The sequence below is a fragment of the Curtobacterium sp. MCLR17_051 genome (assembly GCF_003234395.1).
In the GTDB taxonomy this organism is placed as follows: Bacteria; Actinomycetota; Actinomycetes; order Actinomycetales; family Microbacteriaceae; genus Curtobacterium; species Curtobacterium flaccumfaciens.
This window is the reverse complement of sequence record NZ_QKTA01000022.1, coordinates 1-26299: the sequence shown is the minus strand read 5'-3', so window position 1 is coordinate 26299 and position 26299 is coordinate 1. Positions and strand designations below refer to the sequence as shown.

At 71.8% G+C, this 26299-nt stretch carries 29 protein-coding genes; 12 read left to right on the top strand and 17 right to left on the bottom strand.

Annotated elements, in window-relative coordinates:
- Positions 1-11 precede the first annotated feature (11 nt).
- The gene (locus DEJ06_RS15765) at positions 12-1340 is read right to left on the bottom strand and encodes an MFS transporter (RefSeq protein WP_375537727.1); all 1329 of its coding nucleotides are present in this window, start codon (positions 1338-1340) and stop codon (positions 12-14) included.
- A gap of 5 nt (positions 1341-1345) precedes the next feature.
- Positions 1346-1756 (bottom strand): MarR family winged helix-turn-helix transcriptional regulator, encoded by a 411-nt coding sequence (locus DEJ06_RS15760; RefSeq protein ID WP_071248270.1) that lies wholly within the window; start codon positions 1754-1756, stop codon positions 1346-1348.
- A gap of 95 nt (positions 1757-1851) precedes the next feature.
- Here DEJ06_RS15760 and DEJ06_RS15755 point away from each other — a divergent pair, with 95 nt between their 5' ends.
- Positions 1852-2604, top strand: coding sequence for an SDR family NAD(P)-dependent oxidoreductase (locus DEJ06_RS15755; protein ID WP_111039935.1), 753 nt, complete (start codon positions 1852-1854; stop codon positions 2602-2604).
- Between the two features lie 180 nt (positions 2605-2784).
- Here DEJ06_RS15755 and DEJ06_RS15750 read toward each other — a convergent pair whose 3' ends face one another.
- The 3 genes from DEJ06_RS15750 to DEJ06_RS15740 form a co-directional block, all read right to left on the bottom strand.
- A complete protein-coding gene (locus tag DEJ06_RS15750; RefSeq protein WP_111039934.1) occupies positions 2785-3729 on the bottom strand; it encodes an acetamidase/formamidase family protein in 945 nt (314 codons plus the stop codon).
- 136 nt (positions 3730-3865) lie between these two features.
- Positions 3866-4135, bottom strand: a complete 270-nt coding sequence (locus tag DEJ06_RS15745) for a hypothetical protein (protein WP_111039933.1) — start codon at positions 4133-4135, stop codon at positions 3866-3868.
- Positions 4136-4146: 11 nt separating this feature from the next.
- The gene (locus DEJ06_RS15740; protein ID WP_071406018.1) at positions 4147-5304 is read right to left on the bottom strand and encodes an inorganic phosphate transporter; all 1158 of its coding nucleotides are present in this window, start codon (positions 5302-5304) and stop codon (positions 4147-4149) included.
- Positions 5305-5409: 105 nt separating this feature from the next.
- Here DEJ06_RS15740 and DEJ06_RS15735 point away from each other — a divergent pair, with 105 nt between their 5' ends.
- The 3 genes from DEJ06_RS15735 (at position 5410) to DEJ06_RS15725 (ending at position 7956) form a co-directional block, all read left to right on the top strand.
- Positions 5410-6279: an alpha/beta hydrolase gene (locus DEJ06_RS15735; RefSeq protein ID WP_111039932.1), complete on the top strand. Its 870-nt coding sequence runs from the start codon at positions 5410-5412 to the stop codon at positions 6277-6279.
- Between the two features lie 131 nt (positions 6280-6410).
- Positions 6411-7460 carry a biotin/lipoate A/B protein ligase family protein gene (locus DEJ06_RS15730; protein ID WP_027465073.1) on the top strand — a complete coding sequence of 350 codons (1050 nt, stop codon included), beginning with the start codon at positions 6411-6413 and terminating at the stop codon, positions 7458-7460.
- 166 nt (positions 7461-7626) lie between these two features.
- Positions 7627-7956 carry a hypothetical protein gene (locus DEJ06_RS15725; protein WP_111024936.1) on the top strand — a complete coding sequence of 110 codons (330 nt, stop codon included), beginning with the start codon at positions 7627-7629 and terminating at the stop codon, positions 7954-7956.
- A 37-nt stretch (positions 7957-7993) separates the two neighbouring features.
- Here the strand turns inward: DEJ06_RS15725 and DEJ06_RS15720 are convergent, their stop codons facing one another.
- Entirely contained in the window at positions 7994-8284 is a 291-nt protein-coding gene (locus tag DEJ06_RS15720; protein ID WP_027465074.1) for a GNAT family N-acetyltransferase, read from the bottom strand.
- A 111-nt stretch (positions 8285-8395) separates the two neighbouring features.
- Here DEJ06_RS15720 and DEJ06_RS15715 point away from each other — a divergent pair, with 111 nt between their 5' ends.
- Positions 8396-9289: a site-specific DNA-methyltransferase gene (locus DEJ06_RS15715; RefSeq protein WP_111039952.1), complete on the top strand. Its 894-nt coding sequence runs from the start codon at positions 8396-8398 to the stop codon at positions 9287-9289.
- A 193-nt stretch (positions 9290-9482) separates the two neighbouring features.
- Here DEJ06_RS15715 and DEJ06_RS15710 read toward each other — a convergent pair whose 3' ends face one another.
- The 11 genes from DEJ06_RS15710 to DEJ06_RS15660 form a co-directional block, all read right to left on the bottom strand.
- Positions 9483-11951 carry an MDR family MFS transporter gene (locus tag DEJ06_RS15710; protein WP_111039931.1) on the bottom strand — a complete coding sequence of 823 codons (2469 nt, stop codon included), beginning with the start codon at positions 11949-11951 and terminating at the stop codon, positions 9483-9485.
- 223 nt (positions 11952-12174) lie between these two features.
- The gene (pgm, locus tag DEJ06_RS15705; RefSeq protein ID WP_071406014.1) at positions 12175-13794 is read right to left on the bottom strand and encodes a phosphoglucomutase (alpha-D-glucose-1,6-bisphosphate-dependent); all 1620 of its coding nucleotides are present in this window, start codon (positions 13792-13794) and stop codon (positions 12175-12177) included.
- 143 nt (positions 13795-13937) lie between these two features.
- Positions 13938-14183 (bottom strand): hypothetical protein, encoded by a 246-nt coding sequence (locus DEJ06_RS15700; protein WP_111039930.1) that lies wholly within the window; start codon positions 14181-14183, stop codon positions 13938-13940.
- A gap of 126 nt (positions 14184-14309) precedes the next feature.
- The gene (locus DEJ06_RS15695) at positions 14310-14906 is read right to left on the bottom strand and encodes a response regulator transcription factor (protein ID WP_111039929.1); all 597 of its coding nucleotides are present in this window, start codon (positions 14904-14906) and stop codon (positions 14310-14312) included.
- On the bottom strand, positions 14903-16066 hold the full coding sequence (locus DEJ06_RS15690) for a sensor histidine kinase (RefSeq protein WP_111039928.1): 1164 nt from the start codon (positions 16064-16066) through the stop codon (positions 14903-14905). The genes DEJ06_RS15695 and DEJ06_RS15690 overlap by 4 nt, the downstream gene beginning before the upstream one ends.
- Positions 16063-17013: an alpha/beta fold hydrolase gene (locus DEJ06_RS15685; RefSeq protein ID WP_181436860.1), complete on the bottom strand. Its 951-nt coding sequence runs from the start codon at positions 17011-17013 to the stop codon at positions 16063-16065. The genes DEJ06_RS15690 and DEJ06_RS15685 overlap by 4 nt, the downstream gene beginning before the upstream one ends.
- Before the next feature lie 137 nt (positions 17014-17150).
- Positions 17151-17813: a bifunctional 2-polyprenyl-6-hydroxyphenol methylase/3-demethylubiquinol 3-O-methyltransferase UbiG gene (locus tag DEJ06_RS15680; RefSeq protein WP_111039926.1), complete on the bottom strand. Its 663-nt coding sequence runs from the start codon at positions 17811-17813 to the stop codon at positions 17151-17153.
- Complete coding sequence (locus tag DEJ06_RS15675; protein ID WP_111039925.1) at positions 17810-18481, bottom strand: DUF2064 domain-containing protein; 672 nt, start codon at positions 18479-18481, stop codon at positions 17810-17812. Before DEJ06_RS15675 ends, DEJ06_RS15680 begins: the two co-directional genes overlap by 4 nt.
- Complete coding sequence (locus DEJ06_RS15670; protein WP_111039924.1) at positions 18478-19227, bottom strand: glycosyltransferase family 2 protein; 750 nt, start codon at positions 19225-19227, stop codon at positions 18478-18480. Before DEJ06_RS15670 ends, DEJ06_RS15675 begins: the two co-directional genes overlap by 4 nt.
- A 385-nt stretch (positions 19228-19612) precedes the next feature.
- Positions 19613-20683 (bottom strand): NAD(P)-dependent oxidoreductase, encoded by a 1071-nt coding sequence (locus tag DEJ06_RS15665; RefSeq protein WP_111039923.1) that lies wholly within the window; start codon positions 20681-20683, stop codon positions 19613-19615.
- On the bottom strand, positions 20680-21597 hold the full coding sequence (locus DEJ06_RS15660; RefSeq protein WP_111039922.1) for an MTAP family purine nucleoside phosphorylase: 918 nt from the start codon (positions 21595-21597) through the stop codon (positions 20680-20682). The genes DEJ06_RS15665 and DEJ06_RS15660 overlap by 4 nt, the downstream gene beginning before the upstream one ends.
- A 107-nt stretch (positions 21598-21704) precedes the next feature.
- Here DEJ06_RS15660 and glp point away from each other — a divergent pair, with 107 nt between their 5' ends.
- The 7 genes from glp to DEJ06_RS15625 are packed head-to-tail and all read left to right on the top strand — an operon-like array spanning position 21705 to position 26147.
- Entirely contained in the window at positions 21705-22943 is a 1239-nt protein-coding gene (glp, locus tag DEJ06_RS15655) for a gephyrin-like molybdotransferase Glp (protein WP_111039921.1), read from the top strand.
- A complete protein-coding gene (moaC, locus tag DEJ06_RS15650) occupies positions 22940-23458 on the top strand; it encodes a cyclic pyranopterin monophosphate synthase MoaC (protein ID WP_111039920.1) in 519 nt (172 codons plus the stop codon). Before glp ends, moaC begins: the two co-directional genes overlap by 4 nt.
- A complete protein-coding gene (locus DEJ06_RS15645; RefSeq protein WP_111039919.1) occupies positions 23455-23967 on the top strand; it encodes a molybdenum cofactor biosynthesis protein B in 513 nt (170 codons plus the stop codon). Before moaC ends, DEJ06_RS15645 begins: the two co-directional genes overlap by 4 nt.
- On the top strand, positions 23964-24404 hold the full coding sequence (locus DEJ06_RS15640) for a molybdenum cofactor biosynthesis protein MoaE (RefSeq protein WP_111039918.1): 441 nt from the start codon (positions 23964-23966) through the stop codon (positions 24402-24404). The genes DEJ06_RS15645 and DEJ06_RS15640 overlap by 4 nt, the downstream gene beginning before the upstream one ends.
- Positions 24401-25075, top strand: a complete 675-nt coding sequence (locus DEJ06_RS15635; RefSeq protein WP_146245886.1) for a hypothetical protein — start codon at positions 24401-24403, stop codon at positions 25073-25075. Before DEJ06_RS15640 ends, DEJ06_RS15635 begins: the two co-directional genes overlap by 4 nt.
- Positions 25072-25470 carry a PLDc N-terminal domain-containing protein gene (locus DEJ06_RS15630; protein ID WP_051596635.1) on the top strand — a complete coding sequence of 133 codons (399 nt, stop codon included), beginning with the start codon at positions 25072-25074 and terminating at the stop codon, positions 25468-25470. Before DEJ06_RS15635 ends, DEJ06_RS15630 begins: the two co-directional genes overlap by 4 nt.
- Positions 25471-25472: 2 nt before the next feature.
- Positions 25473-26147, top strand: coding sequence for a hypothetical protein (locus DEJ06_RS15625; protein ID WP_111039916.1), 675 nt, complete (start codon positions 25473-25475; stop codon positions 26145-26147).
- Positions 26148-26299: the final 152 nt, after the last annotated feature.

The following is a 26299-nucleotide window of genomic DNA, read 5'->3' as shown; positions in this document are numbered from 1 at the left end:
CCGCCGGTCCGTCAGACGGCGCTGGAGCGGTCGGCGAGCGTCTCGTCGCGTTCCAGCTCGCGGCGGAGCGCCGCGCGCGAGCCGACCACCGGCACGGCGTGCGTGATCGCCAGGTGCAGCCGTGAGTCGGCGTCGTAGCGCAGCCGGACCCGCTGGTACCGGACGAGCCAGACGAGCGCGATCCCGAGGGCGACGAAGCCCGAGGCCGCGCCGACGACGATCGCCCAGCGTGGGCCGAAGGCGTCGGCGACGGCACCGACGAGCGGAGCGCCGATGGGGGTGCCGCCCGCGAAGATCGCCATGTAGAGCGCCATCACGCGGCCGCGCATCGCGGGCTTCGTCGTGGTCTGCACCAGGGCGTTCGCGGTCGTCATGAAGGTCAGGGATGCGAGTCCGACGAACACCAGCACGATTGCGAAGGTCCAGTACGTCGGGGCGAGGGCAGCGGCGGTGCACGCGAGCCCGAACCCGCCGGCGGCGAGCACGAGGGTGCGCATCCGCGGCTTGTCCCGCCGGGCGGACAGCAGTGCACCGAGCACCGAGCCGATCGCCATCACCGAGTTGAGCAGCCCGAACTCGCCGGCGCCCTGGTGGAACTCGACCCGCGCCATCGTCGAGGTGAAGATCGGGAAGTTCACGCCGAACGTCCCGACGACGAAGATCATGCAGAGCACGACGACGATGTCCGGCCGGGTGCGGACGTACCGGAAGCCGGCGACGATCTGCCCCTTGCCGCGGCCCGCCCGGACCCGTTCGGCGAGCTGGGCGGGGTCGACGAACCGGAGTGCGAGCAGGACGGCCAGGAACGACCCGGCGTTGATGACGAACACCCATCCGGAGCCGATCGCCGCGATGAGCACACCGGCGACCGCGGGGCCGATCAGGCGTGCGGCGTTGAACGACGCGGAGTTCAGGGCGACGGCGTTCGACACGTCCTCGCCCTGCACGACGTCGGAGACGAAGGCCTGCCGGATCGGGGCGTCGAACGCGGCGACGATGCCGAGTGCCAGGGCGAAGCCGTAGAGCGCGAGCAGGGTGGCCGTGTGGGTGAGGACCATGACGCCGAGTCCCAGTCCGAGCAGCCCCATCAGGCCCTGGGTGAGCATGAGCATCTTCCGGCGGTCGAACCGGTCGGCGGCGAGCCCGGTGAGCGGCAGGAGCAGCAGCTGGGGGCCGAACTGCAGGGCCATCGTGATGCCCACCGCGACGGCGTTGTTGTCGGAGAGCTGGGTCAGCACCATCCAGTCCTGGGCGGTGCGCTGCATCCAGGTGCCGACGTTCGACACCAGGGCTCCGGCGAACCAGATGCGGTAGTTGCGTCCGGCGAGGGAGCGGAACATGGCGGTCACTGCTGGGCCAGCCTCCTCATGATCTCGGTGGCGTCGGCGAGGGTGCTCCGCTCGTCGGCGGTGAGTGCTGCGAGTCGCGGGGAGAGCCAGCCGTCGCGGCGGCGTCGGGTCTCCTCGACGAAGGCGGCTCCGGCTGGCGTCGCACCGAGCAGCACCTTGCGGCGGTCGTCGCCGTGCCCGCACTTCGACACCAGGCCCCGCTCGACCAGCACCGCGACGGTCTTCGTCATCGAGGGCGGGGTGACGCCGTCCTGTCGGCTCAGGTCGGCCAGGGTCATGGCGCCGTCGCGGTGCAGGCGGGCGAGGGCGGAGAACTGCGCGTCCGTCACGCTCGAGTCGGCCTTCTGGGCACGGAGTGTGCGGGACAGCCGGTTCACCGCGATGCGGAGGTCGGTGGCGTCGGTCATCGGTCGTTAGCCTATCTCATTAGTTCAGCGAACGAACTGCATTTCGGGTGTACCGTGGTTGTAGACAACACGTGTTGCCGAGAGAGAAGGAGAACATGTCCGAGTTCGAGGGCAAGGTCGCCGTCGTCACCGGTGGTGGCAGCGGCATCGGTGAGTCGGTCGCGAAGGAGCTCGCCGCGGCGGGCGCCACGGTGGTCGTCGCCGACATCAACCTGGCGGGCGCCGAGCGCGTCGCCGCGTCGATCGTGGAGGTCGGTGGCACCGCCCGCGCGTTCGAGGCCAACTCCGCGGTCGCCGCGGACAACGAGCGCATGGTGCGGTTCGCGGTCGACACGTTCGGCGCGCTGCACCTGGCCGTGAACAACGCCGGCATCGGCGCAGCACCGCAGCCGATCGGCGAGTACGACATCGCCGCCTGGGACCGCGTCCGTGCGGTCGACCTGGACGGCGTCTTCTACGGGCTGCGCTACGAGATCCCCGCGATGGTCGCCGCCGGCGGTGGCGCGATCGTGAACATGGCGTCGGTGCTCGGTACGGTCGGCATGGCGCAGAACGCGGCCTACGTCGCCTCGAAGCACGCGCTCGCCGGGCTGACCAAGGTCGCCGCGCTCGAGTACTCGTCGCAGGGCGTCCGCACGAACGCCGTGGGCCCCGGGTTCATCGACACCCCGCTGCTCCGGAAGTCGCTCTCGCCCGAGGCCATCGCGGCGCTCGAGGACGAGCACGCCTCGAAGCGGCTCGGCACCGACGCCGAGGTCGCCGCGCTCGTGCTGTTCCTGCTGAGCGACAAGGCCTCGTTCATCACGGGCAGCTACCACCTGGTGGACGGCGGCTACTCCGCGCACTGACGGGTCCGGTGCACCTGGTCGTTCCGGGCGTACCTGGTCGAAACGGGCGTACCTGGTCGGTTCTTTCGACCAGGTACGCCCGTTTCCGCTTTCCAGCGCGGATGCGATGGGAAGGAACGTCGGACGGGAGGCCCGCCCAGCGTGCGCCGGTCGGCTCGCGCTGGGTGGGCCTCCCGGCCTTCAGAGCCGCGCGTCCGTCAGGATCGCGTCGTGCGGGAGCAGGGCGTGCACGCCCCACGTGCGGTTCGCGACCTGCGTGATGCGCATGCTCACCGCCACGCTCGCCATCGCGAGTGCCTCGGCGCGGCCGATGCCGTGCATCCCGGCGATCCAGTCGACCATCCGGTCGAGCGCCGTGGCCGTCGCGACGTTGAGGTCGGCGTCGAAGCCGAAGGTGATGCGGCCGGCCGGGGTGTCCGCGTGCACGCCCTCGACCGGCGCCGCATCGAGGAGCGTCAGGGTCATCGTCGTGGTCATGCCGCACTCGACCGCCGTGCCGGAGACCTCGCCGTCGCCCTGGGCCGCGTGCCCGTCGCCGACGTGGAGCAGGTCGTCCGGCACCGTCACGGGCAGGTACAGGGTCGAGCCGGCGATCAGCTCGCGGCAGTCGACGTTGCCGCCGCCGACCGTGCGGGGCGGGATCGTGGAGTGCTCCCCGGTGGGCTCGGGTGGGACGCCGACGACGCCGAGGAACGGTGCGGTCCGTACCCCGAGGCCGAGCTGGTTCACGGCGACTCCGGCGGACACGTCGATGTCCCAGAGCAGCGGGCCGCGCGACGCCGGGTCGGTCAGGCCGAGTGCGCGGTTCACGGGGGAGTCGACTCCGCCCGAGGCCGTGTAACCCCAGTCGTCGGGCACGAGGTCGTCGAAGTGCACCGCCAGGACCATCCCCGGACGTGCTCCCGCGACGGCGATCGGCCCGACCAGACAGTGGCCCCGGCGCGGGTCGATCAGGGTCGGAGCGTCGAGGCCCGGGCCCGGCTGGCGTTCCGTGTAGCCCGCGGCGCTCAGGGTGCGGACGGTCACCGTGTCGCCCGGTTCGACGGTCAGGACCGGCTGGCGTTCGGCGGTGAAGACGTCGACGGCGGAGTCGACCGTGGCGTCGAGGTGGTGGTGGGTGGTCACCGTTCGATCATCCCAGGCGGGGCAGGTGCGGGGCGGTTCCGGCGTACCTGGCGGAATCGGGCGTACCTGGTCGGAAGTTCTGACCAGGTACGCCCGATTCCACCAGCCATCGCGGGTGTTCTGGGAAGGAACGTCCTCAGTGGAACTGGGGGATCGTCAACCAGATGCCGGCCAGCACGGCGATGGTGCACAGCGCGAAGCACAGCACGGCTCCCGCCAGTGCCGCCGGCGGGGTGTGCCCGGAGCGCGGGGTCTCGTCGGAGTACTGCGTGCGCTCGCCGCCCGCGTCGTCCGGCTGCCCCGTGCCGAGCAGCCGCAGGCCGAGCGTGTACACGAGCACCAGGCCCACGGCGGCCACGAAGCCGACGCCGGCGACCGTGCCGATCGCGGTGAAGTCGATGTCCATCGTCGTTCCCCTCAGTTCGTCGCGCCGGTCGGCTGCGGCTCGGCCTGCTCGGCCGGCCCGGACTCGGTGGTGATGTCCTCGTGCGAGATCGGCTTGCGCTTGGCGAGGACGTAGAACGTGAGCCCGCCGGCCAGGGCGAGGACCGCGACGAGCACCAGTCCGAAGGCCGAGGTCGACGCGAGCCAGGTCGCGAGCGCCCCGACCACCGCAGCGGCCGGCAACGTGATGACCCACGCGATGACGATGCGGCCGACGACCGACCAGTGCACGTCGGCGAGCTTCTTGCCGAGGCCCGAGCCGACGACCGCGCCGCTCGTCACGTGGGTCGTCGAGAGCGCGAAGCCCAGGTGCGACGAGATGAGGATCGTCGCGGCGGAGCTCGTCTCGGCGGCGAAGCCCTGCGGCGACTGCACGTCGGAGATCTTCTTGCCGACCGTCTGCATGATCCGCCAGCCGCCCATGTACGTGCCGAGGCCGATCGCGAGCCCGCAGGCGAGGATCACCCAGAGCGCCGGACCGGTGCCGGCGGCCTGGTAGTTCGCGGCGATGAGGGTCAGCGTGATGACGCCCATCGTCTTCTGCGCGTCGTTCGTGCCGTGCGCGAGCGACACCAGCGACGCCGAGATCGTCTGCCCGTGCCGGAACCCGGTCGCGGCACCGTGGGTCGTCGCGTTCTTCGTGAGCACGTACGCCAGGTACGTCGCGACCAGGGCGATCACCCCGGCGATGACCGGGGAGAGCAGCGCCGGCAGCACGACCTTCGACACCACCGTCGCCCAGCTGATCGAGTTCAGCCCCGCCCCGATGATCGAGGCCCCGATGAGCCCGCCGAACAGCGCATGGGTGGACGAGGACGGCAGCCCGAGGTACCAGGTCGCCAGGTTCCAGAGCACCGCGCCGACGAGCCCCGCGAAGATCATCGTGGGGGAGATGTGGATGCCGTCCTGCCCCTCGCGGATGATGCCCTGCGAGACGGTCTTGGCGACCTCAGTGGACAGGAACGCGCCGACGACGTTGAGCACGGCGGAGATGAGCACGGCGGTCCGGGGCTTGAGCGCTCCCGTGGCGACCGACGTGGCCATGGCGTTCGCGGTGTCGTGGAAGCCGTTCGTGAAGTCGAACACGAGGGCCACGACGATCACCAGCGTGACGATGACGATGACGTCCATGCGCAGGACGCTAGGCCCGCCTGGAACCCCCTGCGTGAACGCCGGGTGAACAGGTCCGTGATGGAGCGCGTCTGCGAGGATGGCAGTGTCTGGAAGGATGCGGGTGTGCCGACTTTCTCCGCCGCTCGCGGCGACGCCTCGTTCACCGACGCCCACGGCGTCGAGATCGTCTACTCGACCTGGCGTGCGGCGCGGCCGAAGGGTGTCGTGCAGATCGCGCACGGGGTCGGGGAGCACGGGCTCCGGTACGAACCGCTCGCGCAGGACCTGGTGCGCGCCGGCTACACCGTGCACGCCAACGACCACCGCGGGCACGGTCGCACCGGCCTGACCCAGTGGGACGGCGACCACGCCAAGCTCGGCCGGCTCGGCCCCGGCGGCCTGCGCGCGGCGATCGCCGCGGTGGAACAGATGAGCGCGGTCGCGCGGGCCGACGAACCGGGGCTGCCGCTCGTGCTGCTCGGGCACTCGTGGGGGTCGCTCATGGCGCAGCGGATCGTGAACACCTCGTCGGACCGCTACGACGGCGTCGTCCTGTCCGCGAGTGCCTACCGGCTGCCCGGCTGGATGAACAGCGGCGACCTCAACGCCCGGCACGCGGGGTCCGGGCCCACCAAGTACGAGTGGCTCACCCGCGACCGGAAGATCATCGACGCGATGGCGCTCGACCCCCTGGCGGTCGAGGCCGACGTCATCGGGCTCTTCGGGCTCGCCGACACCCTCCGGCTGCTCGGTGTGCCGCGGCGGGGGATCCCGCACGACCTGCCGATGCTGCTGCAGGTCGGCTCCGACGACAGCCTCGGGGGTCCGCGCTCGATCGAGCGTCTGGCGCAGGCGTACCGCCGACGCGGACGACTGTCCGACGTGACCGTGCAGGTGTACGAGGGCGCGCGGCACGAGGTCTACAACGAGACGAACCGCGCCGAGGTCATCGGCGACCTGGTCAAGTGGCTCGACCGGGTGACGGCGCGCTGACGGCGCTCGCCGCGTCCTGCGACGCGACCGGCGGCGGACTGGAGGCCCGTGGCGGCGCCGCCACGCGCCTCCAGGCCGTCACCAGGCAGGCCCACGGCCGGGCCGTCGGCCGTCCGGAATAGGGTTGCGGCATGCACGGTGAGTACAAGGTCCCCGGAGGCAAGCTGGTCGTCGTCGACCTCGAGGTCGTCGACGGCACGATCCAGCAGTTCCGCCTGGCGGGTGACTTCTTCCTGGAACCCGACGACGCGCTGCCGCTCATCGACGCGGCCGTGAACGGGCTCCCCGCCACCACCGACGCTGCTGGCATCGCCGCAGCCGTGCGGGCGGCCCTGCCGACCGATGCGGTGCTGCTCGGCTTCACGCCCGAGTCCGTCGGCGTCGCGGTGCGCCGCGCGCTGTCGCGGGCCTCGACCTGGCGCGACCACGACTGGCAGATCGTGCACGAGGGGCCGATCAGCCCGAACGAGCACCTCGCGCTCGACCAGGTGCTGACCGAAGAGGTCGGTGCCGGCCGTCGCGGTCCCACGCTGCGCATCTGGGAGTGGGACCAGCCGGCCGTCGTGATCGGCTCGTTCCAGTCGCTCAAGAACGAGGTCGACCCCGCCGGCGCCGAGAAGTACGGCGTGCAGGTGGTCCGACGCATCTCCGGCGGTGGCGCGATGTTCATGGACGCCGGCGCCGTGATCTCCTACTCGCTCTACGTGCCGTCCGACCTGGTGCAGGGCATGACGTTCGCCGACTCGTACGCGTTCCTCGACGAGTGGGTGATCGAGGCGCTCAAGTCGCTCGGCATCGAGGCCTACTACCAGCCGCTCAACGACATCACCTCGACCAAGGGCAAGATCGGCGGGGCCGCACAGAAGCGCCTCGGCACCGGGTCGCTGCTGCACCACGCCACCATGAGCTACGACATGGACGGCGAGAAGATGGTGCAGGTGCTGCGCATCGGGCGCGAGAAGATGAGCGACAAGGGCACCACCAGTGCTGCGAAGCGCGTCGACCCGCTCCGCTCGCAGACCGGGCTGTCCCGCGCCGAGATCATCGAGCGGCTGATCGGCACCTTCACCCGGCTGTACGGGGCGACCGAGGGGCACGTGACCGAGGCCGAGCGGGAGCGCGCGCAGGAGCTGGTGCGGACGAAGTTCGCGACGAAGGAGTGGCTCGAGCGGGTGCCGTGAGCCCCGTTCCGATCGACGGTGGACGCGACGGCCGGAGCTGAGGGGGGACGTCCCGGCCGCCGCTGCCTCGAGTGTGCGCCTCGACCTCATGAACCAGACGTGTGGATGATGAGAATCCCCCGCGCGGCTGATCCGCTCGCCGCGCAGCCCACGTAGCGTCGCTGCCGTGAACTGGTTGATCTTCCTGGGGGCGGTGGCCGCCGTGGCCGTCGTGGTGTGGATCGCCGATCGCATGGGGTGGATCGACCTGTCGAACAAGTCCCAGCGCAGCGGCGGATCCGGAGGCATGGGCGGGATGCTGGACGAGGTGTTCGCACCGACCCGGCACGAGACGCAAGCCGAGTACGAACGGCAGGCGCGCCTGCCGAAACAGGCCCCGTCACCGGCGGACCACGACCACGACCTGCTCAGCGGCAGCGTGCTCATCCGGGTGCCGACGGTGCGGAGCGCCGGGCGGCACGAGGCCCGCGCGGGGACGCACGACCGCTCGTACTGAGCGGACGGGCGCCGCGCTCGTCTGGGGGTCGCCCGCGTCAGCGCGTCGTGAGCTCCTGGTAGTCCGGGTGCCGCTCGATCCACGCGTGCACGTAGCTGCACTGCGCGACGACCCGGCGTGACGAACTCGCACGCACGTCGTCGAGGGCGTGCTGCACCAGGATCGACGCGTGCCCACCACCGCGGTGCTCGGGATCGACCTCGGTGTGCACGAAGCGGATCTCGTCGCCGTCGATCTCGTACGCCGCGAGGCCGATGACCTCGCCGTCCTCGATCAGGGAGTACTGCTGCTTGTCGGTGTCGTTGCGGACCTCGGGTGCTGCTGCCATGCACTCGACCGTACGCCGGGGCCTGAGCGTGCGGTGCATGCTCGCTGGCTCCGTGCACTGCGCGGTGCGGTGCGCGTCGAGCGTGCCTGCTCGGTGCGCGACAATGGGTCCGTGCGCAGGGGAGACGACCGAGGCCCGGACCGCGTCGTCCTCGGCGACGCCCTCGACGTGGTCCCCGCGTACCCGGACGGCTCCTTCACCCTGGTGTACCTGGACCCGCCGTTCAACACCGGCCGGTACCAGCGTCGGCACGCGACGTCCGCCGTGCCGAAGGCCGACGGCCCGGTGATGGGGTTCCACGGCCGGACCTACGAGCGGGTGCGCGGCGACCTGATGCGCTTCGACGACCGGTTCGAGGACTACTGGTCGTTCCTCGAACCCCGACTCATCGAGGCCTGGCGGCTGCTCGCCACTGACGGCACGCTGTACCTGCACCTCGACTACCGCGAGTCGCACTACGCCAAGGTGCTGCTCGACGCGCTGTTCGGCCGCGAGTCGTTCCTGAACGAGATCGTCTGGGCCTACGACTTCGGTGCCAAGTCCAAGACGCGCTGGCCCACGAAGCACGACACGATCCTGGTCTACGTGAAGGACCCGTCGCGGTACTGGTTCGACTCCGAGGCCGTCGACCGCGAGCCGTACATGGCGCCGGGGCTCGTCACACCCGAGAAGCGCGAGCGCGGCAAGCTGCCCACCGACGTCTGGTGGCACACGATCGTGTCGCCGACCGGCCGCGAGAAGACCGGCTACCCCACGCAGAAGCCCGAGGGGGTGCTGCGGCGGATCGTGCAGGCGTCCTCACGCGAGGGGGACTGGGTGCTCGACTTCTTCGCGGGCAGCGGGACCACGGGCGCGGTGGCGCATGCACTGGGGCGGCGGTACGTGCTGGTGGACGACAACCCGGCGGCGATCGACGTGATGCGGAGGCGGTTGCCGGGTGCGTCGTTCGAGGTTGCTGAGGCCGGGGCGGGGTCGGCAGCGGGGGACGCGGCGCCGGCGGTCTGAGGCTGGCGGGGTCTGCGACCGGTGCGCATGGTGCATACGGGTGCACCGAGCGACAATCCACGAGTCGTTCGACGCGCGTTCTGTCGGAAGATGCACACGTACACGATGCGGGTGCATGCTGCGACGATCCACGAGTCGTTCGACGCGTGGATCGTCGGAACATGCACACACATCGAGCCAGCGCCCGCGCCGACTACTCGGCCGAGTGCCGCCCGTGCGCGTGCGCGTCGCCAGCGTCGTCAGCGTCCGTCCCGGAGGCCCGGCTCGCCTCCGCCGCGTCGGCTCCGGCCCCGGGAGCGTCCGGCTCCACGACCGCAGCCGCGTGGGCAGCCCGGGTCCGGATGGCACCGGTCGTCGTCGGTGGCTCGTCGACCGGCGCAGCCGCCGAGTGTGCACCGTGCGTCGTGGCGTTCGGCAGCGGCGCGCGGGTGTCGTCGACCCCGTGCGGTAGCACCGAGACGTCCGACGCTCCCGCGGCCCGGGCGGACCGCGGCTGCACGTCCGGCGACGTCGGAACGTCGGGCGAGGTCGGGACTTCGGCGGACGCCGCCCCCGACGGCACCGGACCGGCCCCGGGTGCCGCGGCGGCAGCGGCTGCGACGGCACTCCCGTCCGAGCCCGCCCCGGCAGCCGTGCGTGCGGCATCCGCCTGCTCCTGCAGCGCCGAGGTCTTGCGGAGCGGCGGCACCCGGAAGAACCACGTCAGCACGAACGCGATCAGGATCACCGCGAGGCCGACGTAGTAGACGCGGACGGCCGAGTCGCTGAACCCGACCAGGAACGGACGGCTGAGCCGGGGGTCCGCGCCGTTCAGGAACGACGTGTCGCTCGTCGCCGAATCGGTGGACGAGCTCGCGGCCGAGTCGCCGCTCTTCAGCTGCTTGATGAGCGTCGGGGCGACCTGGTCGACGACGTTCTCCCGCTGCCCCTTGTCCGAGTAGTCGATCTGCAGCGTGCCGTCGACGACCGAGGCGTTCGCCTTCGTGGCTGCCGTCTCGAGCGCCTGCTGCTCGGCTGCTGGCTTCGCGTCGTCGACCTGCTGGGCGATGATCGTGTCCGCTGCGGCGGCGGGGACCGTGCCCGCGGCGACCTGCCGCTGCACGGCGGCCGTCACCTGCTTGGTCACGGCGGCGTCGGCGGCCTGCTTCGCCTGCGCGGTGCCCTGGTCGAGACCGTCCTGCACGTTCTTCTGCACCGGGTCGACGATCTTCGTCCAGATCTCGTCCATCACGCCCTGGTTCTTCGAGGCGTTCGCGACGGAGGGCGTCATCGCGGCGTTGAGCGCGCTCTTCAGGTCGGACTCGTTCTGCATCGCGGCGCTGATGTTCGTCGGCATCAGGGTGAACAGCACGGAGAGCAGGACGGCGGTGCCCATGGTGCCGCCGATCTGGCGGAAGAACGTCGCCGCGCTCGTCGCGACACCGATATCCCGCGGCGAGACCGAGTTCTGCGCGGCCAGGGTCAGCGTCTGCATGAGCTGCCCGAGTCCGAGCCCGATGCCGAACATGCCGAGCATCAGGAACCACAGGGGTCGGTCGGCGGTCAGGAACGTCAGGACCGTGAAGCCGATCGCCGTGAACGCCGTTCCGGTGATCGGGAAGACCTGGTAGTTGCCGGTCTTCGAGATGATCTGGCCGGAGGCGATCGACGAGATCATCAGGCCGAGCACCATCGGCAGCATGGCGAACCCGGACTCGGTCGGGGTCACGCCCTTGACGATCTGCAGGTACAGCGGGATCGTCAGCATCGCGCCGAACATGCCGAAGCCGACGAGCACGGACAGGATCGCGGACATCGAGAACACCCGTGACCCGAACAGCTTCATCGGCAGGATCGCGTCGTCGCCCATGGCCCGCTCGACGATGATGAACGCGATCAGGCCGAGGGCACCGATGGCGTAGCAGGCGAAGGCGGCGGGGGAGTCCCAGCCCCACTCGCGGCCCTGCTCGGCGATGAGCAGCAGCGGCACGAGCGTGACGATGACGAGCGTCGCGCCCCACCAGTCGATGCGGGGCTTGCCGCGGTCGCCGAACTTCGGCAGGTGCAGGAACGTCAGCACCATGAACAGGGCGATGATGCCGATCGGCACGTTGATCAGGAACACCCAGCGCCAGCCGGCGATGAACAGCAGCTGGTCCGCGCCGGCGAAGACGCCACCGACGAGCGGCCCGATGACGGACGAGATCCCGAAGACCGCCAGGAAGTAGCCCTGGTACTTCGCCCGCTCGCGTGGGGCGAGCATGTCGCCCATGATCGCCAGCGGCAGGGACATCAGACCACCGGCGCCCAGGCCCTGCAGCGCACGGAACCCGGCGAGCATGAGCATCGAGTCGGAGAACGACGCCGCGAACGAACCGACGATGAAGATGCCGATCGCGGTGATGAAGAGCGGCCGGCGACCGAAGATGTCGGAGAGCTTGCCGTAGATCGGGGTCGTCACCGTCGACGCGATCAGGTACCCGGTGGTGACCCAGGCCTGCTGGTCGAGTCCGTGCAGGTCGTCACCGATGGTGCGGATCGCGGTGCCGACGATCGTCTGGTCGAGGGCACCGAGGAACATGCCGGCCATCAGGCCGTAGATCACCAACAGGATCTGTCGGTGGTTCATCACGACGTTGGACGCCGTGGTGGGGGCCGCGGGTGCGGTCGCCGTCTGGGTCATGAGCAGGGTCTCCCGGGGTACCGATGCGCTGGCAGAACGATTTTTGCGCTGCCTGCAAAGTTACAACTGCCGCAAGTGCTCGGTCGCACCGGGACGGCTTCCTGAGTGGATCGGCAGTCACGGTACGCCCAGTGGGCCCCGGTGGCACACGGCCTGGAGGCCCGGCTCGGTTCCGGCGGACGGGCTGCGGTGTCCGAGACCCGCAGCCCGTCCGACGAGGGCGCTACGCGCCCAGTGCTGCGTCGACGATCTCCTTGGCCTCGCGCTGCACCTGCTCGAGGTGCTCCTGCCCGACGAAGCTCTCGGCGTAGATCTTGTAGACGTCCTCGGTGCCCGACGGCCGCGCGGCGAACCACGCCTTGTCGGTGACGACCTTCACGCCGCCGACGGCTGCGTCGTTGCCCGGGGCCTTCGACAGCTTCGCGGTGATCGGGTCGCCGGCCAGGGTGTCCGCGGTGATGGCGTCGCCGTCGAGCTTGCCGAGGCGCGCCTTCTGCTCCTTCGAGGCCGCGGCGTCGACGCGCTGGTAGACCGGCGCGCCGAAGCGCTCGGTCAGCTCGGCGTAGAGCTGCGAGGGGGTCTTGCCGGTGACGGCGACGATCTCGGACGCCAGGAGCGCCAGGATGATGCCGTCCTTGTCGGTGGTCCACGCGGTGCCGTCGGTGCGCAGGAACGACGCACCCGCGGACTCTTCGCCGCCGAAGGCCACGGAACCGTCGATCAGACCGGGGACGAACCACTTGAAGCCGACCGGGACCTCCCACAGGCGACGCCCCAGGGACTCGGCGACGCGGTCGATGATGCTCGACGACACCAGGGTCTTGCCGATCGCGGCGTCGTCGCGCCACTCGGGCCGGTGCGCGTAGAGGTACTCGATCGCGACCGCGAGGTAGTGGTTCGGGTTCATCAGCCCGCCGTCGGGCGTGACGATGCCGTGCCGGTCGGAGTCGGCGTCGTTGCCGGTGAGCACGTCGAAGTCGTCCTTCCGGGCGAGCACCGAGGCCATCGCCGAGGGGCTCGACGGGTCCATCCGGATCTTGCCGTCCCAGTCGAGCGTCATGAACGCCCACGTGGGGTCGACCTCGGGGTTCACGACGGTCAGGTCGAGGCCGTAGTGGTCGCGGATGGCGTTCCAGTACGGCAGCGAGGCACCACCGAGCGGGTCGGCACCGATCTTCACGCCGGCACGCTTGATCGCGGCGATGTCGATGATGTTCTCGAGGTCGGCGACGTACGTGTTCAGGAAGTCGTAGCGCTCGGGCTCGGCGTCCTCGGTGCGCTGCACCTCGGCGTTGCCACCCTCGATGATCGCGTTCGCCCGGTTCGCGATCCAGCTCGTGGCGTCGCTGTCGGCGGGACCACCGTGCGGCGGGTTGTACTTGAAGCCGCCGTCGCGGGGCGGGTTGTGGCTCGGCGTGATGACGATGCCGTCGGCCGTGTCCGGGTTGCCGGCGCGGTTGTAACGGATGATCGCGTGGCTCAGCGCGGGCGTCGGCACGAAGCCGTCCTCGCTGTCGGCGAGCACGCGGACGCCGTTGGCGGCGAGGACCTGCAGCGCGGTCTGCTCGGCGGGGGCCGAGAGGGCGTGGGTGTCGCGGCCGATGAAGAGCGGCCCGTCGGTGCCCTGGTCGCGGCGGTACTCCACGATCGCCTGCGTGATGGCGGCGATGTGGGTGTCGTTGAAGGCGGTGTCGAGCGACGACCCGCGGTGTCCGGACGTGCCGAACACGACCTTCTGCTCGGGGACCGAGACGTCGGGCACTCGGTCGTGGTAGGCGGCGAGGAGCTCGTCGAGGTCGACGAGGTCGTCTGCGGTCGCTGGGGTGCCGGCGCGGTCGTTCATGCGTCCATCCTGGCATCGGCCGCCCTGGCGCGTTCGGGGGAAGTGCACCAGAGGCCGGGAACGCGAGCGAGCGGCCGCCCCACCCGGGTTGAGGGGGGACCCCCGGGGTGGACGACCGCTCGCGGTCTGTGGAGGCAGGTGCCTCAGGCGGTGCGGAACGAACCCGTCGCCGTGCGGAACGAACCGGTCACGGTGCGCGTCGAGGACGTCGCGGTGCCGGGACGGCGGAACTGCGTGTCGACGAAGCGGCCGAGTGCACGGCCGATGCCGGCGCCGGTGTAGCTGCCGATCGGGCTGCGGGTCGCGTCGCCGGTGAAGGCGCCGAGCTCGGCGCGGGTCTCGAGGCCGGTCACGTAGGCGCCGCCCAGGGGGTTCTGACGGTTCTGCATGGGTGCTCCTCGTCGTCGTGCCGAGGTCCGCAGGTCACCGAGCCGGCGACCGCGACGCCGTCGGCTGGATGACCACCACTCTACGCGCTTGTCTTGCATGGTGCAAAACAAGGATGCGTTCTGCGGTCAGATCCACCCTCGGTCCCAGGCCACGGCGGCGGCTGCGACGCGGTTGTCGACGTGCAGCTTCGCGATCGCCGACGACAGGTGGTTCCGGACCGTGCCGTGCGCGAGCGAGAGCTCCCGGGCGATCTGCTTCGTCGCGAGCCCGTCACGGGTGCAGCGCAGGACGTCGGCCTCGCGCGGGGTGAGCGGGCTCTCGTCCTCGGTGAGCGCGGCCGCCGCGAGACCGGCGTCGATGTACCGCTCGCCCGCCGCCACGTCACGGATGATCTCGGCCAGCCGGGCGGCCGGCGTGGACTTCGGGACGAAGCCGCGGACCCCGGCGGACAGGGCACGCCGGAGGGTCCCCGGCCGCGCATGGCGGGTGACGATCACGGTGGGCATCGCGTCCGACAGTGCACGGGCGGCCTCGATGCCGTCGAGGACGGGCATCTCGAGGTCGAGCAGGACGACGTCCGGCCGGTGCGTCCGGGCCCCGGTGACCGCTGCTGCACCGTCGGCGACGTCGGCGACGACCTCGAGGTCGGGTTCCAGGCCGAGCAGGGCGACGAGCGCGCCACGGATGAGTTCCTCGTCGTCGGCGATGACGATCCTGATCACGGGCGCACCGCCGCTCGTGCAGGTACCGGGATGCGCACGAGGAGGGCGAACCGGTCCTCGCTCCGGTCGACGTCGACCGTCCCGCCGTGCGTCGCGACCCGCTGTCGGAGCCCGTCGATGCCGGTGCCGGTACCGTGTCGTTCGGACGAACGCGGTGCGTCGTTCGCCACCGTGAGGTTCCAGGCGCCGCCGTCGCGCAGCAGCTCGATCGACGCGGTGCTGGCATGGCTGTGCCGGATGGTGTTCGTCGCGGCCTCGCGGATCGCGACGGCGAACAGGGCGCCGACCGCGTCGGGCATGCCGGCGGTCTCGAGCCGCACGCGGCAGTCGACCCCCGCCGACCGCAGGACGGCTGCGGCGTTCCGGGCCTCGACCGCCACCGTCACGGTGCGGTAGCCGCCGACGAGCGCCCGGGTGTCCTCGAGCGCTTCCCGCGCCACGGTCCGGATGTCGGACACCTCACCCCGGGCACGCTCGGGGTCGGCGTCGAGCAGCCGTTCGGCGAGCTCGCTCTTCAGGGCGATGACCTGCAGGTGGTGGCCCTGGATGTCGTGCAGGTCGGTCGCGAAGCGGAGTCGTTCCTCGGCGACTGCGAGGTCGGACGCGGTGCGACGAGCGGCTTCGAGCCGGAGCACGACGCGGTGGATCCACACGACGCTCAGCGGCATCAGGGCGAAGAGCGCGAGGGTCCCGACCAGGACCAGTTCGGCTGGCTCGGCACGGGCGTCGGCCGCCCCGACGAGCAGGACGACGGTGCCGGCGAGCACGGTGACCCGAGCCCACCCGCGCAGCATGCAGCCGACCGTGCCGCCCGCGATCGCCAGGGTGAACGACCACGCGGAGCCGGTCGCCGACGGAACCAGCGCGACCACCCACGTGGCGACCGCGAGCACCAGCAGGGCGAGCACGGCCGGGTGGCGTGCCGACGCCGCACCGGCGGGACGGAGCAGCAGTGGGATCGATGCGAGCGCCGCCACCATCGCGGCGACGGTGAGCACGACGAGCACGGGGGTGCGCGCTGTCGGCGGACCGTCGGTCCCGATCAGGACCTGCGCGCCGCCGCCCACCAGCACCACGAGCCACAGCGACGCGACCGAGGACCAGCGGACCACCCGGACGTCGGCGTCGGCGCGGGGCCGCTCCTGCCCGGGATGCGTCACGCGCCCAGGGTAGCGAGGGTCGCGTTGGTGTCCCTGGCGATCCGTTCCGACAGGGTGTGGTGCAGGTAGTGGTCGCCGACCAGTCCGATCACCTGGCCGTGGTCCACGGTCGCAGCCTGGCGCTCGTGCAGCCGGACCCAGTTCGGCACGTCGTTGTCGTTCGTCCGCACGAACAACAGCACGGGCAGGTCGGCGGGGAACCGCGAGTCCTCGACGGACCGGAAGTTCTCCGGCGCGTGCCGCATCTCGTCGATGATCGTCGGGGCGGCGCCGTTCTTCGCCGAGAGCAGCTGCATCTGGCGCTTCGTCGCGTCGTCGTAGGCATCGCCGTACGTGTCCGAGGACGCTCCGCCGAGCGCGCGCAGCAGACCGAGCCGGTCGAGGGCGACGATCGCGCCGGTCGGGATCGGCTCGTCCCAGCTCGACTGCCGCGGCACACTGCTGTCGATGCCGACGAAAGCGGTCACCTCGTCGCGGTACGCCGTCGTGTAGGGCAGGGCGTAGATGCCCGCGACCGAGTGGCCCATCAGCACGTACCGGTCGACGTGCAGGTGCTGCAGGGCCTCGTGGACCTCGCGGGTGATGTTCGCGGCGGTCCGCGGGACATCGGTCTGGTCGCTCAGCCCGGTGCCGAACGGTTCGACGGCGACGACCCGGTGTGTCCGGGCGAGCTGGTCGATGAGCGGCCCGAAGTCGAGTCCGGGGGCGGCGGTGCCGAGCCCGGGCAGGAGCACGATCGTGCCGGTGTCGGACGTGTTGCCGGTGCCGCGGACGACGACGTTCATCCGCTTGCCGTCCACGGGAACACGCTCGCCGTAGTCGTCGATCTCGGACGCTTCGACGTGGGACGCGACGACGTTGACGACCGTCGTCGTCGCCAGGGCGAGGACCGGGACCGCCACCAGTGCGCCGAGGGTGATCAGGGTGATGCGCAGGGACTTCCGCACGGTGCTCGTCTCGATCGGGCCGCGCAGGGTGCGCGCGGCGGGTCCGATCAGTCAAACGGCGCGGGGCGCCGCGCGGATGTGCCCCGGTGTCACGATCGACCGTGACGGATGTCATGGTCGATCGTGCCGCGGCCAGCTCAGGCGAGCAGCTCGCAGAAGTTCCGGCCCTCGGCCGTCCAGCTCTGCCGCGCGACCAGTCCGGCGTCCGCCGCGTGCCGGTGCAGGGCGTCGAGGCCGACCTCGGCCCAGGGGAACCCGGCGCTCTCGTTGCCGTCGGCGTCGACCACCCGGGCGGTGTACACGCGGTCGGCCGTGACCTCGGGGTTCGTCTCCACGATGACCCGGCCACCCGCTCGTACGATCTCGCGGCAACGGGCGAGCAGGGCCGTGGGGTCGCCGCCGATGCCGATGTTGCCGTCGATCACGAGCGCGGTGTCCCAGTGGCCCTCGTCGGGCACGGCGTCGAACACGGAACCCTGTAGAGCCGTGCCGCCGGAGCGCTGCGCGATGGCGACGGCCTCGGCGGAGACGTCCACGCCGAGCGCCGGGATGCCCCGGGAGCGTGCGGCGACGAGCATCCGGCCCGGGCCGCAGCCGATGTCGATGACGCCGCCGTCGACGTCGTCGAGCAGCGAGCGGTCGACACGGTCGGCGGCGGCGCTCCAGCGGCCGACGTCCATCGTGGTGACGGCGTCGGGACGGTCGGCGTCGGTCAGGCGCAGGTGGCCGTCGGTGCGGAGCGCACGGGCGTACGGCTCGCCGCCGCCGGCACCGAACGAGACGGGTGCGTGCATGGTCATCGGGTGCTCCCCACGGTCTCGGCACGGAGTGCCCGGGTGAAGTCGGAGTCGGGTGCGAGGTCGGCGACCCGCTCGGCGTCCGGCATGGTGTCGACGTCGAGCAGCTCGCCGAGCACGCCCACGTCGAGTCCGGCATCGGTCAGGCGTGCGAGCTGCACGGCTCCGGTGTCGTCGCGGGACATCGGGACGCCGCGCAGCAGGTCGCCGGTGGGCTCTCGCAGGTACAGCGACCAGAAGCCGCCGTCCTCGGCCGGGCCGAACCAGGCATCGCGGGCGGCGCTGTCGAACACCGGGGCGAGGTCCGCGGGGGACACCTGCGGGGTGTCCATGCCGACGAGCAGCAGCGGACCGTCGACGGCGTCGAACAGGAACCCGAGGCGCTCGTCCAGGCCGCCACCGGGCTGGTGCAGCACCTCGAACCCGTCGGCCGCGGCGGGCACGACGTCGCCGTCGAAGAACAGGACCCGGCGTGCCGCGGGCAGTGCGCGGACGGTCGCCAGGGTGTCGCCGAGGCTCGCGGACGCGACGCGCGCGGCGCCCTCGGGGGAGAGCGCCGGCGTCAGCCGGGTCTTCACCTTGCCGGGCAGGCACTCCTTCGCCACGACCGCGACGGTGACGTCGGTGCGCGCAGCGTCGCCGGCGTGGACGTGGGTGGGGTCGGCGGTCACGAGCGGGCCTCCTCGACCACGGGGGTGGACTCGGCCGCCTGGCGGAGCGGTCCCGGTGCCACGACCCGGACACGGGCCTCCCGGCGGTACGCACGGAGCAGACGGGACATGTCCCGCACCGCGTTGATCGTGCCGCGGAGCGTGCCGGTGACCTTGCTGTCGCCGATGCGCTGCGCGTACCCGATGTCGGATTCGTCGACGCGCCAGCCGGCGGCGTGCGCGGCGAGGACCATCTCGAGCGGGTAGCCGCTGCGGCGGTCGCGCAGGTCGAGGGAGACGAGGTCCTCGCGGCGCATCACGCGCATCGGGCCGAGGTCGCGCAGACGGTAGCCGGTCGCGCGGTGCATGAGGACGGCGAGGACGCGGTTCGCGAAGCGTGCGTGCGGAGCCCACGCACCGCGGCCCGTCGGGACGCGGCGGCCGAGAGCCAGGTCGACGCGGCCACTGGCCACGCGGTCGACCAGGGGCGGGAGCTCGGCGGGGTCCATCGAGGCGTCGGCGTCGCAGAACGCGACGAAGTCGGCGGTCGCCGCGGCGACCCCGGCGGCACAGGCCGAACCGAACCCCTTGACGGGCTCCGTCACCACCAGGGCACCGTGGGCGCGGGCGACGTCGGCCGATCCATCGGTCGATCCGTTGTCGACGACGATGGCCCGGTAGCCCGCGGGGAGGCGCGCGATGACCTTCGGCAGGGCGTCCGCCTCGTCGAGGCACGGCAGGATCACGTCGACAGTCATGTCCGTCATTCGGTGCGGTCGGTCGGATCGACGGGTCTGTCCTGGCATGCACTCGACACAACACGACGACGCGCTGCGGGGTACAGGAAACTGCCGGGTCATGGTCGTTCAGCGCGTCCGGTTCGCGGACGGTCCCCAGAACGGGGGACAGGGTGCGCGCGCGTCGCGCGTTCCGGGTGTCGCAAGACGCCGTCGTGTTGCCGAGACGCCGCCGAATGGGGCGGCGTCTCGCGCACCCGGGGGCGTGGTGCCGACACGACGGCGTCTCGGGTGGCCCTGGGGGCGGTGGCTGCGGACGGGAGGCGCGGGGCGGCGCCGTCACGGGCCTCCCGTCCGGTGGCTGGTCGCGCTCTCAGGCGGGGCCAGCGGTGGGCCGCTCGCGCACGCGTTCCGGCTAGCGGACGGCGCTGCGGAGCGGTGCCGTCGCGAAGTCGCGCATGCCGGCCTCGAAGTCGACCTCGGCGTGCCAGCCGAGCTCGGCGGCGATGCGCGCCGAACTCGCGGTGACGTGGCGGACGTCGCCCAGGCGGTACTCGCCCGTGACGACCGGCTGCGGGCCGTCGGGTCCGGCGATCGCGGCGGCCATGTCCCCGATGGTGTGCACGGTGCCGGAGCCGACGTTGTACGCGCGGAACGTGTCCGACGGCAGGTCGGCGGTCGCCGCGATGGAGGCAGCGTTCGCGCCGGCGACGTCGTCGACGTGCACGAAGTCGCGTCGCTGGGCGCCGTCCTCGAAGACGCGGGGTGCCTCGCCGCGGGCCAGTGCCGAGCGGAACAGGGACGCGACACCGGCGTAGGGGGTGTTCGCAGGCATGCCCGGTCCGTAGACGTTGTGGTAGCGGAGCGCGATCGCGCGGCCCCCCGTGGCTCGGGCCCAACTGGAGGCGAGGTGCTCCTGCGCGACCTTCGTCTGCGCGTACACGTTGCGGGGGTCGAGGGCGGCGGACTCGTCGATCAGGCCGGGCAGCAGGGGCTGACCGTCGGGGCCGATCGGGTCGAAGCGGCCGGCATCGAGGTCCTCGCGGCGGCGGGCCGGCGGACGGGTGGGTTCGCCGGAGGCGGTGGTGTACGCGCCCTCGCCGTAGACGACCATCGAGCTGGCGACGACGAGCCGGCCGATGTCGTGCCGGTCCATGCCGGCGAGGACGTGGGCGGTGCCGGCGTCGTTCGACGAGACGTAGTCGGGGGCATCTTGGAAGTCCACGCCGAGGCCGACCTTCGCGGCCTGGTGGCACACGACGTCGATGCCGTCGAGGGCGGCGTCGAGGGTGACCCGGTCGCGGACGTCGCCGTGCACGAACGCGATGCCCTGCTGCTGGTGGGCGCGGACGACCTCGGCGGGGTCGCCGTGCACGTCGTCGCGCAGGGAGTCGAGGACGCGGACCTCGTGGCCGTCGGCCAGGGCGCGGCGGACGATCGCGGAGCCGATGAAGCCGGCGCCGCCGGTGACGAGGAGGCGGCTCATGCGGTGGCGCCCGTGGTGGCGGTGGCGCCCGTCGCGGGCTGGGCCTGCATGATGCTGGCGCTCGCGCTGGTCGGGACGAGTTCGCGCGGGGTGAAGTCGGCGGGGATGGCGGCGACGATCTGGCCGATGGCGCGGACGATGACCTCGTTGGCGCGGGCGAGGCGTTCCATGACGAGGGCGTGGGTGACGACGGCTCCGGCGTCGTCGACGTCGGGGCCGCTGGCTGCGGCTGCTGCGGCGGCTGTGGCCTCGTCCTCGGTCGGGGCCAGGCCGGCGTCGGCGTCGGTCACGAACGACAGGTTCACGGTGGCGATGCCGAGTTCGGCGGCCAGGGGGACCTCGGGCGCCATCGTCATGTTGATGGTGTGGCCGCCGGCCTGGCGGAGCCAGACGGACTCGGCGCGGGTGGAGAACCGGGGACCCTGGATGACGACGCAGGTGCCGGTCGGACGGAACGGCACGTCGAGGCCGGCGACCGCGTCGATCGCCGCGCGGCGGAGCGTCGGGTCGAACGGGTCGGCGAAGGACAGGTGCTGCACGTCGTCCTCGAAGAACGTGTCGGCGCGGCCCCAGGTGCGGTCGATGAGCTGGTCGGTCACGACGAAGGTGCCCGGCGCGTAGTCGGGGTGCAGGCCGCCGACGGCACTCGAGGACACGATCGCGCGGACGCCGAGCGAACGGAGCGCCCAGACGTTCGCACGGTGGTTGATGCGGTGCGGGGCCACGGAGTGCTCACGGCCGTGGCGGGTCAGGAACGCGACCCGTCGTCCGGCCATCGTGCCGATGCTGATCGGGCTCGACGTCGGGCCGAACGGGGTCGGGACGTCGAGCTCGTCGGCGGTGCCCTCCTCGAACAGCTGGTAGAGGCCGGAGCCTCCGATGACACCGATCGTCACGGCTTCGTCGTTCTCCACAGGTCCTCCGGTTGGTCGTCGGCGCGGGCTGCGCGCTGGATACGCTACTGACGGCGCCACCGGGCGAACCGGGAGCGGCGCCACCAACCCCCTGTTCGGAGGCACCTGTGCGAACGATCGGTCAGCACCGCGACGACCTGGCGGCGTTGCTCGCGCCGGTGGTGGCGGGCCTCGGAGCAGAAGAACTGCCGATCGGCGAACTCGCCGGTGCCGGTGCCGGTGCCGGTGCCGGGTTTGCTCACCGCGTGCTCGCGGCGGCCGTCCTGTCGCCCGTTCCGCTGCCGCCGTTCGACAACAGTCAGATGGACGGGTTCGCCGTGCAGGCCGCGGACGCGGGGCAGGCCGTCCGGGTCGTCGATCCGATCCCGGCCGGCGTGGTGCCCGAACCGCTCGAGCCCGGCACGGCCGCGCCGATCATGACCGGTGCACGGATCCCGACCGGCGCCGACGCGGTGTTCCCGGTCGAGGCGACCGAGCCCGGCGCGTTCCCGGCGGCGCTCGAGCTGCTCCGGGTGACGGTGCCCGCTGACCTGACCGCCGGCACCTTCGTGCGGGTGACCGGCAGCGACCTGCCGACCGGCGCCGAGCTCGCTCCGGCCGGTTCCGCGGTCACGCCAGCGCTGCTCGGCGCGCTGGCTGCTGCGGGGGTGACGACCGTGTCGGTGCGCCGACCGCTGCGGGTCCTCGTCGTGTCGACCGGCTCGGAGCTGCAGGGCGCCGACACGGACGCCGCGACCATCGGTGACGCGAACGGCATCGCGCTGCGGGCCGCCCTTGCCCAGGTCGGTGCGGACGCACGGGCCGTCCGGGTGCCCGACGACGTCGCTGCCTTCGACCGGGCGCTCGATGCAGCCGTGGGGGACTGGGCCGACCTCGTGCTGACCACCGGGGGCATCAGCGCCGGGGCGTACGAGGTCGTCCGACAGGCGCTCGAACCCCGGGGGCTTGCGGTGACGCCGGTCGCGATGCAACCGGGTGGGCCGCAGGCGTTCGGCAGCGTCGTGTTCGGTGCCGGTCGCGCCGTGCCGGTCGTGTCCTTCCCCGGCAACCCGGTGTCGGCGCTCGTCTCGTTCGAGGTGTTCCTGCGCCCCCTGCTCGCCGCCGCCGTCGGACTCACGCCGGACCGCCCCACGCAGGTCCTGCCGGCGGCGTCCGCTGCCGGCTCACCCGTCGGCAAGCACCAGGTCCGTCGCGGCCGGGTGCAGGACGGGGCCGTGCACTTCGTCGGTGGGCCGAGTTCACACCTGCTCGTGCACTACGCCGCCGCCACCCACCTGGTGCACGTCCCCGTTGGGGTCGACACCGTCGAGGTCGGCGACCCCCTGACCGTCTGGAGCCTCCGATGACTGACCCGTCCGCCGCTGACCAGGTGCGGTCCGAACCGACGCCGACCGACGAGTTGTCGCACGTCCGCGCCGACGGCAGCGCGCACATGGTCGACGTCTCCGCGAAGGACGTCACCGACCGGTCGGCCACCGCCACCGCCACCGTCGTCACCCGTCCCGACGTCGTCGCACGTATCCTTGACGGCTCGCTGCCCAAGGGCGAGGTCGTCGGTACCGCCCGGATCGCCGCGATCATGGCGGTGAAGAAGACCTCCGAGCTGATCCCGCTGTGCCACCCGCTGCCGATCGCCGGCGTGCAGGTCGACATCACCGGCACCGACGACCGCGTGCTGATCGAGGTGTCGGTCCGCACGACCTCGCGCACCGGCGTCGAGATGGAAGCCCTGACCGGGGCGAGCGTCGCCGCCCTGACGGTGTACGACATGGTGAAGGCCGTCGACCGAGCGGCCGTGATCACGGACGTCCGCGTGCTCGAGAAGCACGGCGGACGCTCCGGGGACTGGAGCAACCGATGACCGCCGAGCCGACCAGGGGCCGGGCCGCCGTCGTCGTGGTGTCCACGCAGGCTGCCGCCGACCCCGCACTCGACCGCACCGGACCCGTCATCGCCGACTGGCTGCGCGACCACGGGTTCACCACGAGCGACCCGATCATCGTCCCCGACGGCGGCGCGATCACCGAGACCGTCACCGCGGAACTCCTGGCCGACGCCCGGGTCGTCCTCACCACCGGCGGCACCGGGGTCACCCCGACCGACCGGACCCCCGAGGCAGTGGCGGGGCTGATCGACCTCGAACTTCCCGGCATCACCGAAGAGATCCGTCGACGCGGACTCGCGGGCGCCGGCCCCACCGCCCTGCTCACCCGCGGCGTCGCCGGGGTCACGAACGCCGGTTGCCTGCTCGTCACCCTGCCCGGGTCGCGCGGTGGGGTGTCCGACGGGCTCGCCGTGCTCGACGGAGTACTCGACCACGTGGTCGCACAGGTGCACGGTGAGGGCCACGCCCCGCGGAGCGCCTCGTGAGCACCACCGAGGCCGCCGCACGGGTCGTGTTGGCCGACGTCGTCGACCGCGACATCAGCGTCGACGAGGTCGCAGCCGTGGTGGCCACCGAACAGGACGGCGCGGTGGTGACCTTCGCCGGCATCGTCCGTGACCACGACGGTGGCAAGGGCGTCACCACGCTCGACTACGAGGGGCATCCGAGTGCCGGCGAGGTCATCACCGAGGTCGCCCGGACCATCGCCGAGGACCACCCCGACGTCCGGATCGCCGTGCTGCACCGGGTCGGGGCGCTCGGCATCGGGGACGTCGCGCTCGCCGCAGCGGTGTCGTCGTCGCACCGGGCGCAGGCGTTCGCCGCGTGCGGTGCCCTGGTCGACCTCGTGAAGGAGCGCGTGCCGATCTGGAAGCACCAGCGGTTCACCGACGGGACGGACGAGTGGGTCGCGGCGCTGTGACCGCCGCCCAGACCGACACCGAGGGGGCGGCGGCGGGGCGACGCTGGGCCGAAGCCGACGAACGTGCGCACCTGCTCCTCGCGCAGACCCGGACACCCGGCACGCCGGTCCTCGGGTTCGTCGTGGCCATCGGGCTGGTGCTGGTGGCGCTGTGCATCGCGGCGATCGCCGTGCCCGCCGGATCGGACGGTCGCTTCGCAGTTGCCGGCGTCGTCACCGCACTGGGCTTCGTCATCGGTCTCGGCGACGCCGTTCGGGTCCTGATCCGCCGGAGACGGAACGGCGCGGAAGCTCGTCGTGCGCCGGTGCTCGCGCCGCTACAGCAACGCGAACAGCGCGCGGTGACGGAGGCGGCGACCGGGCGACGGGCTGCGCCGGAGGACCGTCGGATCGTCGTGCAGGCGAGGGCGGTCGAACTGGGCGACGGCGGCGAACTGGCCAGTCTGGCTGGGTTCGTGATCGTGTGGTCTGCGATCACGTTCGCCGGTGGTACGTTCTGGCCGTTTGCCGTGGCGGGTGGCATCGCCACGGCGGGGCAGTTCGCATGGACCGCACGGTCCGCGGTGCTCGCCCGCCGGTTCCTCGACGCCCACCCTGTGCACCTTCGCAACCGGGACGCTCGTTCGGGGCATGGTGAGACTCCAAGCGGATCCATAGAATCGCGAACATGAGCGTCTTGCTGCCCGGGATCACCGTCATCCTGCTGGTCTTCGCCCTGATCGACATCCTGACGAAGACGGATGACCAGATCCGCGGCCTGCCGAAGATCGCGTGGGTGATCCTCGTGATCCTGGTCCCCGTCGTCGGCAGCATCGTCTGGTTCGCCATCGGCCACGACTGGGCTCCGGGCGAACGGAACCACGGTCGGTACATCGAGCCCACCCGCCACGAGGACCGGTACGCCACCCTCGGCGACGCGCGCAGTGCGCACGGCGCCAAGCGCGTGACCGGTACCGAGCAGGAGCTCGCCGAGCTCGAGCGCGAGATCGAGTACTGGGAGGCGCAGGCCCGGTTGAAGCGCGCGAAGGAAGCCGCGGGCGAGGGCGACGCCGCCCCCGCGAGCTGATCGTGTCCACGCCGGCCCCGCATGAGTTCGCCGGAGCCACGGTCTCCGAGGAGACCTGGCAGCAGGTGGAGGACCGTCTCGCGGGGGCGCCAGTCGGACCGCGTGTCCGCCGTTCGATGGTCAGGCGGGTCATCTGGATCGTGCTGGCCGTCGTCGCCGCGGTTGCAGCCGGGTGGCTGAGCGCCGAACACCTGCCGCGCTTCGAGCTGCCCTCGACCGGAAGTGGCCTGCCGGACTGGGCGTTCTTCGTCATCGTCCCGCTCATGATCCTTGGCCCGGTCTGCTGGGTGATCGCCATCATCCGGGGCGGTGGGCAATTCCAGAGCGCGATCTCTGACCCGACGTTCGGGCTTCCCCGTGCCGACCGCCGACGGATCGAGCGCATGGCTCGTGGGCAGCAGCCCGCCGATCCACAGCACCGGACCGCGCTCGTCGCACTCGCCGGCCGTCGGCTCGGTCAATCGACATCGACGTTCTGGCTCGCCCTCGGATGGACGCCGTTCGCGTTCGCGCAGTTCCTGCTCAACTGGGCGACGTTGTTCGGGCTGCTGTACGCGCTCCTCGCCGTGTTCTTCCTCGCGATGCTGCTCTGGACCGTCAGCAAGCGGAAGCAGTGGCGAGCGTTCCTGCAGGAGACCGAGCCCCGCGCCGGAGCCGAGCCAGCCCCCGCGAGCTGACCCGGGCCTCCAGGCCATCGCACCGTGCGCGGTCCGTCGGCTGGTGCGAGGTTGCGCGTTCCGTGTGCCGCTCCAGGCTCGCAGCGAGCGGGCAACCTCGCACCACTCGAACAAGCGCGCACCGTGCGACGAGCCCGCCACGCCCCACCCAC

Bases quoted from the DNA above. Each gene is read 5' to 3' on its own strand.
- DEJ06_RS15765 (WP_375537727.1), bottom strand. From the start codon at position 1,340: ATGTTCCGCTCCCTCGCCGGACGCAACTACCGCATCTGGTTCGCCGGA.
- DEJ06_RS15760 (WP_071248270.1), bottom strand. From the start codon at position 1,756: ATGACCGACGCCACCGACCTCCGCATCGCGGTGAACCGGCTGTCCCGC.
- DEJ06_RS15755 (WP_111039935.1), top strand. From the start codon at position 1,852: ATGTCCGAGTTCGAGGGCAAGGTCGCCGTCGTCACCGGTGGTGGCAGC.
- DEJ06_RS15745 (WP_111039933.1), bottom strand. From the start codon at position 4,135: ATGGACATCGACTTCACCGCGATCGGCACGGTCGCCGGCGTCGGCTTC.
- DEJ06_RS15740 (WP_071406018.1), bottom strand. From the start codon at position 5,304: ATGGACGTCATCGTCATCGTCACGCTGGTGATCGTCGTGGCCCTCGTG.
- DEJ06_RS15730 (WP_027465073.1), top strand. From the start codon at position 6,411: ATGCACGGTGAGTACAAGGTCCCCGGAGGCAAGCTGGTCGTCGTCGAC.
- DEJ06_RS15720 (WP_027465074.1), bottom strand. From the start codon at position 8,284: ATGGCAGCAGCACCCGAGGTCCGCAACGACACCGACAAGCAGCAGTAC.
- DEJ06_RS15710 (WP_111039931.1), bottom strand. From the start codon at position 11,951: ATGACCCAGACGGCGACCGCACCCGCGGCCCCCACCACGGCGTCCAAC.
- pgm (WP_071406014.1), bottom strand. From the start codon at position 13,794: ATGAACGACCGCGCCGGCACCCCAGCGACCGCAGACGACCTCGTCGAC.
- DEJ06_RS15700 (WP_111039930.1), bottom strand. From the start codon at position 14,183: ATGCAGAACCGTCAGAACCCCCTGGGCGGCGCCTACGTGACCGGCCTC.
- DEJ06_RS15680 (WP_111039926.1), bottom strand. From the start codon at position 17,813: ATGACCATGCACGCACCCGTCTCGTTCGGTGCCGGCGGCGGCGAGCCG.
- DEJ06_RS15670 (WP_111039924.1), bottom strand. From the start codon at position 19,227: ATGACGGACATGACTGTCGACGTGATCCTGCCGTGCCTCGACGAGGCG.
- DEJ06_RS15665 (WP_111039923.1), bottom strand. From the start codon at position 20,683: ATGAGCCGCCTCCTCGTCACCGGCGGCGCCGGCTTCATCGGCTCCGCG.
- moaC (WP_111039920.1), top strand. From the start codon at position 22,940: ATGACTGACCCGTCCGCCGCTGACCAGGTGCGGTCCGAACCGACGCCG.
- DEJ06_RS15645 (WP_111039919.1), top strand. From the start codon at position 23,455: ATGACCGCCGAGCCGACCAGGGGCCGGGCCGCCGTCGTCGTGGTGTCC.
- DEJ06_RS15630 (WP_051596635.1), top strand. From the start codon at position 25,072: ATGAGCGTCTTGCTGCCCGGGATCACCGTCATCCTGCTGGTCTTCGCC.